Annotated in this window: 7 protein-coding genes and 1 tRNA gene; 4 read left to right on the top strand and 4 right to left on the bottom strand. The window is 56.5% G+C overall.

Annotation, left to right across the window (positions count from 1 at the left end; translation table 11 throughout):
* Window positions 1–519 precede the first annotated feature (519 nt).
* Together BBOMB_RS06010 and BBOMB_RS06005 are read left to right on the top strand one after the other, a co-directional pair.
* A complete protein-coding gene (locus BBOMB_RS06010) occupies window positions 520–1,992 on the top strand; it encodes an aminotransferase-like domain-containing protein (protein WP_081867337.1) in 1,473 nt (490 codons plus the stop codon).
* 57 nt (window positions 1,993–2,049) lie between these two features.
* Window positions 2,050–3,132: a D-alanine--D-alanine ligase family protein gene (locus BBOMB_RS06005; RefSeq protein WP_081867336.1), complete on the top strand. Its 1,083-nt coding sequence runs from the start codon at window positions 2,050–2,052 to the stop codon at window positions 3,130–3,132.
* Window positions 3,133–3,279: 147 nt separating this feature from the next.
* Here BBOMB_RS06005 and BBOMB_RS06000 read toward each other — a convergent pair whose 3' ends face one another.
* Window positions 3,280–4,020 (bottom strand): rhomboid family intramembrane serine protease, encoded by a 741-nt coding sequence (locus BBOMB_RS06000; protein WP_044087601.1) that lies wholly within the window; start codon window positions 4,018–4,020, stop codon window positions 3,280–3,282.
* Between the two features lie 643 nt (window positions 4,021–4,663).
* On the opposite strand from BBOMB_RS06000, the gene BBOMB_RS05995 reads away from it, so the two are divergent.
* On the top strand, window positions 4,664–4,888 hold the full coding sequence (locus BBOMB_RS05995; RefSeq protein WP_044087565.1) for a hypothetical protein: 225 nt from the start codon (window positions 4,664–4,666) through the stop codon (window positions 4,886–4,888).
* A gap of 146 nt (window positions 4,889–5,034) precedes the next feature.
* Here BBOMB_RS05995 and BBOMB_RS08100 read toward each other — a convergent pair whose 3' ends face one another.
* Window positions 5,035–5,175: a hypothetical protein gene (locus BBOMB_RS08100; protein WP_156097142.1), complete on the bottom strand. Its 141-nt coding sequence runs from the start codon at window positions 5,173–5,175 to the stop codon at window positions 5,035–5,037.
* A gap of 213 nt (window positions 5,176–5,388) precedes the next feature.
* Here BBOMB_RS08100 and BBOMB_RS05990 point away from each other — a divergent pair, with 213 nt between their 5' ends.
* Window positions 5,389–5,802 carry a sterol carrier family protein gene (locus BBOMB_RS05990; RefSeq protein ID WP_044087564.1) on the top strand — a complete coding sequence of 138 codons (414 nt, stop codon included), beginning with the start codon at window positions 5,389–5,391 and terminating at the stop codon, window positions 5,800–5,802.
* Between the two features lie 468 nt (window positions 5,803–6,270).
* Here BBOMB_RS05990 and BBOMB_RS05985 read toward each other — a convergent pair.
* Together BBOMB_RS05985 and BBOMB_RS05980 are read right to left on the bottom strand one after the other, a co-directional pair.
* Window positions 6,271–6,341 (bottom strand) — tRNA-Gly (locus tag BBOMB_RS05985).
* 783 nt (window positions 6,342–7,124) lie between these two features.
* Window positions 7,125–10,667: an FtsX-like permease family protein gene (locus BBOMB_RS05980; protein ID WP_052377521.1), complete on the bottom strand. Its 3,543-nt coding sequence runs from the start codon at window positions 10,665–10,667 to the stop codon at window positions 7,125–7,127.
* Window positions 10,668–10,673: the final 6 nt, after the last annotated feature.

The following is a 10,673-nucleotide window of genomic DNA, read 5'->3' as shown; positions in this document are numbered from 1 at the left end:
CTCTTTCAGCGGCCCCTCTGGTCCTCTGGTTCCCTGCCCCCCCCTATTCCTCTGGTCCCCTGGTCCTCTTCCGGTTCTCCTCATGCCTCATGAATCATCGATGCATGGGCCCTGCCGATTGAGAAGCATGGTTTTCCGCAGTAACAGTCTTCGATGATGCGGCTTCAGAAGCGATGACCGCCGATAACGGCCGTATAAGGCAACGGCTTCGACGTGTTCACCGTGAAATTCTCTCCTATGACCGGACAAAGAGTTCACGGGACCGTCCCGACCGGCGGTGGGCGGTCCACGCCTGGTCGCGCCACTGCGCCGACGTGCCGACGCGCCGCATGTGACCGACCGACGCAGAGTCTCCGCCTCACACGACAATGCCGGGTACTAGAGTCTGATATATGAATGCGGTGATGAGCCATCCAAGGCATCCGTTGGACGGACGCGCGTCGGATGCATCATCCACCGGCATGACGAGGCGCGGCGACTCAACGCTACGGACAACGGGAAAACGACGAAAGGCTTGGCATGTCAACTGGCGAAGGCACCACCGTCAATGGCGGATCGAAGAGCGGCAGGACGGGTGGCGCGACATCCGAAAAAGCCGTGGGTCCCCATGGCACCGCGAAACCGGTCCGGTCCACAGACCAACCAAAACCCAGAATCATCAAGAACGATCCATGGTACGACTCCTATGCGTCCCGCGCGGATGCCATGAAATCATCCGAAATTCGGGCGCTTTTTTCCGTGGCCAGCCGTCCCGATGTCGTCTCGCTTGCCGGTGGAATGCCCTATTTGGAACGCATGCCATTCGACAGACTTTCGGAACTTATCGCCAAAATGATGCGCGATGAGGGTGACAAAGCCTGGCAGTATGGTTCGGCTCAGGGAGACCCGCACCTGCGAGAAGACGTGCTGCAGATCATGGAGCTCGAAGGCATCAAGGATGTGCAGGCCGACGATGTGGTCATCTCCAACGGCTCTCAAAACGCCTTGGACCTGATAACACGCATCATGTGCGACCCAGGTGACGTGGTGATTGCGGAGGCACCGAACTACGTAGGTGCCCTCGGCGTATTCCGTTCATTCCAAGTTCAGGTGGCGAACGCCGAAACCGACGAGGATGGTCTCATACCCGAATCGTTTGAAGAGACGATCAAAAGCCAACGTGCAGCCGGCAGAAAGGTGAAGTTCCTGTATACGGTCCCCAATTTCCACAATCCCGCAGGCGTGACGATGAGCGTCGAACGCAGGCCTCGAATATTGGAGATTGCACGCAAATACCACGTGCTCGTCGTGGAGGACAACCCTTACGGCCTTCTTGGGTTTGACGGGCAGACCTACCCGGCACTCAAATCGATGGATTCGCAAAACGTGGTGTACCTTTCCAGCTTCTCCAAAATCATCGCCCCAGGCATGCGCATCGCTTGGATCGTGGCACCCGCAGGCATCCGCCAGAAGCTCATCCTGGCGAATGAGGCGAGCATTCTCTGCCCGCCGAACATGAGCCAGATGACCATCACCACCTACCTCGACAACTTCGATTGGAAGGCCCAGATAAGCGACTATCGCGGCATGTACAAGGAACGATGCAACGCCATGGACGCAGCGCTCAAGGAATATCTGCCATACTGCTCGTGGAACAAACCCAAAGGCGGCTTCTACATATGGCTCAGGATTCCCGACGGACTCAACTCGAAAGAGATGCTTCCACGCGCCATCACAGCGAAGGTCGCGTATGTGGCAGGTACCGGATTCTACCTCAACGGCGAAGGAACGCATCATATGAGGCTTTCCTTCTGCTACCCCACACCGGAACGCATCCATGAAGGCATACGTCGTCTCGCCGGGGTGATGGACGCGGAACGCGAAACCGTGGAGCTTTTCGGCACCGCTTCCAGCCGCATCGATGACTCTGATGACCGAACGGACAAGAACGTCGCAAAGCGCACCGCACCCGCCGCGAAGAACGCCACATCAAAACGGAATCACACCGTTTAGCAGCAGGACCACAATCCAACCACCGCACATAACCGAACACAAAAGGAAGGCAGCACGATGATGACAAACGCCAGAAAAACCTACGGGAAGCATCGCGCGACACGCCAGGAGACCACGACTCCTGCGAGCGCATCCCATAAACCCACGCATGCAGCACATAAATCAAGCATCGACCGCTCGACGACCAAGGTGCTCATCGTCTGCGGCGGATTCAGCCATGAACGCGATGTATCCCTTCAATCAGGCCATCGTGTCGGCGGTTTCCTCGAGGAAGCAGGTTGGAATGTAGCATTCCACGACATCGATGGTGGACTGCTCCCCTATCTTTCGGACCCCGACACCAGACCGGACATCGTCTGGCCGCTGCTCCACGGTGCAATCGGTGAGGACGGTTCCATCCGTGATGTCCTGGAGATGGAGAGGCTCCCTTACATCGGTTCGCGAGCCAAGGCATCACGCACTGCATGGAGCAAACCAATCGCCAAGAACGTGGTGCGTAAGCTTGCGGGGCTGAACACGCCGTATTCCGTGACGTTACCGGAATCGATGTTCCGCGAACTCGGAGCCGAACGGGTCGTGCAGCTGGTCGACGATTCGCTGGGCATGCCGCTCTTCGTCAAGCCGACCATGGGCGGATCCGCGATGGGATGCTCGCAGGTGAACTCCGCCAAGGAACTGCCGCATGCCCTGATCGACTGCTTCGCGTACGGCGACGTGGCGATGCTTGAGCGGGTCGTCGAGGGAACGGAAATCTCAGTCTCCATCTTCGACATCGACGGCGAGCTCTTGGTACTGCCCCCGCTTGAGGTCGCGGTTCACAGCGACAATTACGACTACGAGGCGCGCGTGAATCCCGAAGCATCCGACTTCTACGTACCGGCCCGTTTGGATGCCCCGGTTCTCGCCGCTGCACAAGACGCCGCCCTCAAGGCTCATCAGACGTTGGGACTGCGGGACATATCTCGGACGGACTTCATCGTGGATGAGGACGGCGTACCGCAATTCCTCGAGTCCAACGTGGCTCCGGGGATGACCGACACCTCACAACTGCCCCAGGCCGCCACGGCAGCCGGCTACGACCTGGGCGACCTGTACTCAGCGCTTGTCGAGTCCGTGCTAAGGGAAAAGCGCGCCGACTGAGTTCTACACTGCCTTTCCGGATGACGCCGGTTGACGCCCTTGGCGAACGGCATCAACTGGCGTCATAAGAGACCATATGAAAGACCGGTCTTGCATGACTTTCACTATAGACAGCAACAGCGGCAGGTCACGGCATCGCAGATCAACTCACAGCAGCGTCGACTGCACCGGCACGCACCATACGATGATTCCGGCAAGTATGATTGCCACCGCCAGGCCATAGACCAACATTCGCTTCCCAAGCGACCAAGCGCGCAACGGGCGGAAACCGTTGACCAACAACCAAGTCAACGCCAGTCCGGTCACAAACCCTCCGACATGCGCCTGCCAGGCCACCGCATGGTCAAAGAACGGCATGGCGAAATTAATCGCCATCCAGACCACCATGGTGCGGATGTCCTGACCTGTGCGACGGAACACGACAAGCACCGCGGCGAACAGCCCGAACAATGCCCCCGATGCACCATATGCGGATAGCATCCAGTCGCCGCTCAGACGGCAGTAGACCTCCATGCCGGCCGCACCGCCGAGTCCACAAGCGATGTATAGCGCAAGGAAGTTCCAATGCCCCATCAGTCTCTCAAGATACGGTCCGACGACGAGCAAGGTCATCATATTGAACAGCACATGGAAGACCGAGGGTGCATGAAGGAACATCGACGTCAGCCACGTCCAGGGCATACGGGTGGCCAATGGGGGCTGAAACGAGCCGTAACCGATCATCAGTACGAAACCGTTTGGAGCGAACCTGCGCAAGGCCACCTCCACGATCCAGATCGCGAAGCACAGAGCAATCGTCACATCGGTGACCACCGGCCCCCCATCCCTCCAGTAATAGCGCAACTTATGCAGGTACGGGCGGCCGTTCGTCTTGAAACCGTTTGTCATGGCACTCTCGCTTTCCAAGCCATCGCCGAACATCTATTATCCATTCAACCGATACCATAGCATTCTCGCTCGTCGGAAGCGTCATGCACCACCATTCAAAGTTCAGCGACACCTTCTGCAGGCGGCATCAACGACCTGACCGCACTGACCTGGCCACGCTTCCGAAATGCGTTCCCCGACCCGCCAGCGTTCCTGATTCGTAAGCGTACGCAACCTTAGCCGTGATTCCCCTCCGACGGGCGATTCCGGACAGACTGGCCTCTTAATGGATCAGCACTCCTGACCCGCGCCAATTTCCGGCACGCAGTGCTTCCCCCCCTTACCAACGTTCCCCCACAACCCGCCGCCAGACGCCTGATAACGGTACTTCCGCCATTTGCGTCAATCATTGGCTTAGGAACCTACCCATCGCGCGATGATACGGAATCGAAGGGATACAAGCGAATCTTAAGCTGGACGACAAACGGGAAAACCGCCTTGTCACCAACATCGCTCGTGCATCACTGATTCGAAGTCAGCATGAGGTCTCATGAAAAAACGCCGAATTTTGTTCATCTCACAGCATTTTCACAACCAATCGGCTATGATGGTACAAGGAGTTGGCTTGGAAGAGCAAGTCAACAGTAACTAGAAAGGAGCCGTAATGGAGAATAAATCTTCAAGCGGTTGGAAGTTCTTTGCACTGCTCTTCGGTGGAATTCTCGCGGCAGTAGCATGTCTGTACTTCTACAAGCAGCAGAACCCAGACTACGATCCTTGGGAAGAGCCTTGGGAGAACAGTTCTTCACCCGTCGACCTCGGTCTTGACAAGAGTGAGGATGCAGGCGAGACTGCAGGGCAGGCAACGGCCGAGCCCGATCTTGCCTGATAGTCGTCGGAACTGATAGCCGTTTCGCCGTTGTGATGCCGTTGATAGCTTCACAGCGGCATTTTCTTTTGCCCAACGTATGGTTGCAGATACTGTATGCATTCCCTCGATCCCCTCCGTCCTCATGAACCGTGGCGCCCGCTTCCTTAACGCACCTCAGGCAAGGAAGCCATCCATGCAATCGCAATGCCGTTGCCTTCCACCGTAATGAATTCATTGCTTCCTTCGTCGTAGATATCTCCCACCCCGCGCCAAAACCACCCATCCGCCATAAGAACGTTCTCCACGCTTCCCTCCCCCTACCTTCGTTCATTCATCGGTGCACCTGACGGTGCGGTTCCACGTACGCGGCCGTTCAATGACGAACTCGGCCTTGCGGGCATGGTGACCACACGGATTGCCCATTCGTCGGTCGAATTCCCGCCAAAATCGCGTACGGAAATCCTGGCGGAAGCAAACGCCATTGCCCCGTGCCCGCACAATATGGATAGAATGGCCGTATGGCAGCAATTCGCGAACAGGATATCAGCAAAGGCATGAAGGCCTTTGACCAGTGGCGGCGGCAAACGTCGCAGCACATGGGTGAGAGTACAGGCGAAAGGCTTGCATTCAGCCCCGACTTACCGCGCTCCACCTGGGCGATGGCCGTGCGCTACTCGTTGTATCTTCTTGAAAACAAGGCACCCGGCCCCGGCGTTGAGGTGCGCGTGGCACCTTGGGGTGCCGTCAAAATCCTCGACGGCCCCGCATCGGACCCCCACAACCTCACTCCCCCCGATGTCATCGAACTCGACCCTGATGTATGGCTGAGACTGGCTTGCGGGCTGACTGAGTGGGACGAGGAGAAAGACGCAGGACATATCAGCGCTGTCGGTGAACGTGACGACTTGAGTGCATTGCTGCCGCTTGATTGAATGCCGGTTCGGCATTGATTGCGGGGAGTCTGTGCACCCTGCTCCGCCGAAATGCATTCGAACATTCGATTGGCCTGCTATCCACGGTACCATAACGAGATTCTCAGCCTTCACTCGCATCCTTAGCATCGGCTTTGAAAACGGCAGCAACAACAATAATCTCGCTGGGATTACACCTGACTGGCCATTCCTTGACGCGGGCCTGTACCCAAAGATGCAGAAAGAAGTCATAGGCGGTGAATCAAAGCGCACCACTTCGTTCCATTGGGAAATGGGCAATGACTCGCAACCCGCAAAGTTGTTTCCCACGGGTTTATCCCACGGGCTTATCCCGCAGGGTTGTTCTGCAGGGTTGTTTCGCAAAGCTATCTCATGGATTTACAGAACCACACCATCACCAGGATTACATCACATCCGAACCTTGAATCCGCCAACTGAAAGCGTGGCAGTGCGCAACCGAAGCACCAGAGCGGATGACGAGAATCGAACTCGCCTTTACAGCTTGGGAAGCTGTCGTTCTACCGATGAACTACATCCGCGATACACACAATGCGTACGAAAAGATAGTTTAGCACAACGCCTGGGATTATGCACACTGCCGAGTCACCGCGCGGCGGTTCCACCTACTGACGACCTGATGGCAATGCCGATATCCGGGCAAAGGCCGCGTGACTCAGTAGCGACCGGCAGCAACACATCCGATACGACAGCCCGACCGTTATAGTTCAGCCCGGTGACGACCCACCCGGTTTGCGTTCGACCGGATCGCGCCCGACGACTTGCATCGATGAATCGCCCCCAACTGGCTTTGCGTGCAGCGGCTTGTGTGCAACGGCTCGCGTCCATCGGTTAATGTCAGGCCTGGTCGCATCCGAACCGGAAAACTGCAACCCAGATCGGAGACAGATAATAACCGTCACACAGGAAAGAAATTGTTACAGTTTATGACGTTTCAAGGCAGCATATGTTGCTGCTAATAATTCGCACGACAATCTGTGACATTATGTGGCACTTTCAGCAGCGATCACCGATTCCGCACCGCGCGATTCATTGCTTAATACCCTGTAACGATGCCGGCACGGCACCGGTGATGACGCCAGACAGACTCCCTCTATGCCGTTGCCTATTCAAGCCATTGCCTATCCATGCCGTTTTGCCCGTCTACGCCATTTGCTCATCCACGCAGACGTATATCACTTCAACCTCACCGTCCCATCAACCAAGCCACATATTTGGCACAACGCCGGTTCAACCGACGCCGCGCCAAACACAATACAAGCCGGCCTGAAACAAACCGCGCGGCACGCGGAAATCACCCGGACTCAGTCCACGGACTTCAACGCGTCAAGCATGTTGATTCGGCTCAGGTGGCGGTTCACATATGCGCCGAGAACTGCGGTGATTACCGTCACGGAAACGAGGGGGACCACAAAGCCAGTCCAGCTGATCGACGGATCGAACATGACATTGTCTGGCGGCACGGCGGTGAGGATATAGCTGTGCAGCCAGGCGCCGAATACGTAACCCGCCAAAATACCGAGGCATGAAAGCAAAATCGTTTCGCGGTAGATGTACATCGTCACCTCAGGATCATAGAAGCCGAGCACCTTGATGGTGCTCAACTCTCTGATGCGCTCCATGACATTAAGGTTCGTGAGGTTGTACAAAATCACGATGCCAAGCAGCGTGGCGATGATGATGAGCACCCACATGATGATGTTCAGCGATTGCACAACCGTATCAATCTCACCCATGAGCGTCGTGTTCTGCATGACGCCCTTGATTCCACCAAGGCGCATGAACGAAGCAGCCTGACGCTTGACGTTGCTTACGCTGCCGTCTTTGAGGGTGACCAAATGGGCGTTAGTGGCGTAATCGGTGTGGAACGTGGTCTCATAGGTCTGCGGGCTCATGAACATGAAATGGCCGAGATACATCTCGCAGATGCCAGACACACGCACCTTGTAAGTACGCCCAGCCTGCGCCTGGAACTCGATAGTTGACCCCACTTTGGCATGGGTAAGCTTGGCAAGACGCTCCGATATGACGACACCACCCGAATCGTTGCCATTCCCACTGTCAAGCGAGATCGGCTCATGACCGTGCCGGGTGTGCAACCGCACATAGTCGCCAAGCTGATTCGTTTCTTCAGGAACAATGAGCGTGATTTGCTGCTTGTCATCGTTACGGCCGGCCACTTTCGTGACGCTTTCGTAGTGAATCGCGGTGGAACGCTTGATATCTGATCGCTTCAGACGCGCCTCAATTGCCTCACCCTGAGAATCGGTGACGTGGTTGTTGTTTGCGGCAATAAGGCTGTAATCCAGAATCGGTCCGAACTGCTGGGCGTTGATGCCAGAAATCGATCCCTGCACAGCGAAACCGGCCATGAGCAGAGCGACAGATCCGGCCACCCCGAAAATAGTCATGAACATGCGCTGCTTGTAGCGGAAGATATTGCGAGCGGTGACCTTATGGGTGAAGTTGAGACGATTCCAAATGAAGGGAATATGCTCAAGCAGAATCTTCGAGCCACCTGAAGGCGGCTTGGGCAGTAACAAAGCGGCCGGACGCTCCCTGAGCTCCTTACGCGCGCTGAGGAACGCCGGCACTACAGCGCTGAGGAAGGCCAGGAATACGGCGGCCAGAGTCACTTGCCAATGGAAGCTCATGTGGATGAACGGAATATCAAAAGCGTGCCCATAGGCGGCGTAAACAATAACCGGCATGAGCAGGTGACCGGCAAGAATGCCGATGAACGCACCAAGGGCCGAAGCCGCACCGCCATAGACCAAGAACTTCTTCATGACGTCGCCGTTCGAATAGCCCAGCGCCTTGAGTGTTCCTGCATTGATGCGCTCCTCTTGCACAAACCGAGTCATAGTGGAGAACGTCACCAAAGCGGCTACGAGATACAGGAAGTACGGGAAGATTCGCGAAAGAGAGTCCACGATGACCGAAACTGAATCGTAGACGGTGTAACCGTCAGATCCAGGTGTCTCACGCCGTGAATCGAGCGAATACGTCGGTTCTCTCATCGCCTTCAGTGCCGAGGTTGCCTCATCGACCTTTTTCTGGGCATCCTGGATCTTCTTGGTCGCACCTGGCTGGGCTTTGTTAAATTCATCAAGTTTAGCTTGGTATTCGGCAGTTTTAGAAGCCAAGTCAGTTTTACCTGAGTCGATGGCCTGCTGAGCGGATGATTGGGTCGTAGCAAGCTGCGTTTGTGCTTGCGCCACTTGGGATCGGCCTTGCGCCAGTTGAGATGCTGCGGCATCAAGCTGCGATTTTGCCTGTCCAAGCGCATTCTCCTTGGCGCTCACCTGTGCGTTCGCCGCATCGGCCTGCTGCTTCTTGCCGTCGAGCTGCTGTTGGGCAGCGGAGACCTGCGCCATTCCCGGATTGTAGGTGTTATTGATGAAGTCGTCATGAGCCTGCTGCACCTGAGGAAGCGTCACGTTCTGCAACTGTGAAAGCTGGCCCTGCAACGCTGACAGCTGCTGCTGGAGTTGCGTGAGCTGACCTTGCAACTGCTCTTTCTCTGCGGGGGTCAAGGTCTGGTCCTGCAGCTTTGTCTTGATCTGATCGATCTGACTCTGAACCTGTGAAATGCCACCGTTCGTCTGGTCTATGCCGGAATGCACCTGCGCAAGGCCGTTCTGGGCCGTGTTCAATCCGTCCTGCAGTTGATTGCGTGACTGGTCGATCTGGCTCTGTGCGGCGCTCACCTGGGCAAGAGCGTCATTGACCTGCTGCCGGGCGGCACTCACCTGCGGCACCGCATTCTGGTAAGTCTGGTTTTGCTGGTCGTAGGTACTCTGCCCCTGGTTGACCTGAGCCTGCGCCGCTGCTATCTGCGAACTGGCACTGGCGCTGGCGCTGTCCAATTGCGCCTGTGAATCAGTGATTTTCTGTGCACCGGCATCGAGCTGAGCCTTGGCATCATCAAGCTGCTTGCGGGAATCATCCAACTGGCTCTTGCCATCATCGACCTTTTTCTGTCCACGGTCAATCGCTGGTTGCTGCGAGTTGCGGACGTCCTTCAACCTCGCCACGGGCCTGTCGCGCAAGATGTCGCTCAGGGCATCCTTGTGACGTTGCAGGGCATTGGTGTAGGACTTCGAATAATGATCGGGCATACGGTCCAGATCCGAATACGTCAGGCGCGCAATCATGTATTCAGGGGAATCAAACGCCGCAGGAGCCACGACGCCGAAACCATCCAAGGAACCGGAACCGGAAGTGGAATTGCCGAGATTGACGCGGCTGAGCACTTCGGGCGACTGCACCACACCGACCACATGGAACGTATGCGAGCGCAGCACCTTACGGCCGAGCTGGTCGGACTGCTCATTGACAATCAGACGCGAACCGACCGGATGGTTCTTGGCGAGCACACCGTTGACGGCTATTTCCTGCGTACCTTTCGGCATCCTTCCCTGTGTGACTTCATATGTGGAGATGCGCTTGGTCGCGGAATAGATGCGCACGCTTTCATCGTCCAGCTTGGCTGCGGAGCCCGGTTTAGCTCCGTCCTTGCTCACCGTGACGTCCTTCAGGTAGCCGTATTCGATGCGGCTGGCATCGGGCGCCCGGTCGATGTATTCGCGATCGGCTGCATCCAAACCGTAGTCGCTGATTACCGAAAGATCAGCAAGATGGTGGGCGTTGAAATACCGATTGCCGGTATCGCGCATGTCCGGACCGGTCACGGTAAGTCCCACGAGGGCGAACGATCCGAGCGCCACCAAGCAGACGATGGCCACGAAGCGTCCCATCGAGCCGCTCAACGACTTGCGGATGTCCTTCCAAAGCATGGATTTTGAAACTGGCTTGCCGGCGCCATAGCGAGATGATGTTGTCATTCGTTC

The sequence above is a fragment of the Bifidobacterium bombi DSM 19703 genome (assembly GCF_000737845.1).
Classification (GTDB): domain Bacteria; phylum Actinomycetota; class Actinomycetes; order Actinomycetales; family Bifidobacteriaceae; genus Bifidobacterium; species Bifidobacterium bombi.
Note: the sequence above shows the minus strand (reverse complement) of the source record. Positions and strands in the feature narration are given on the sequence as shown.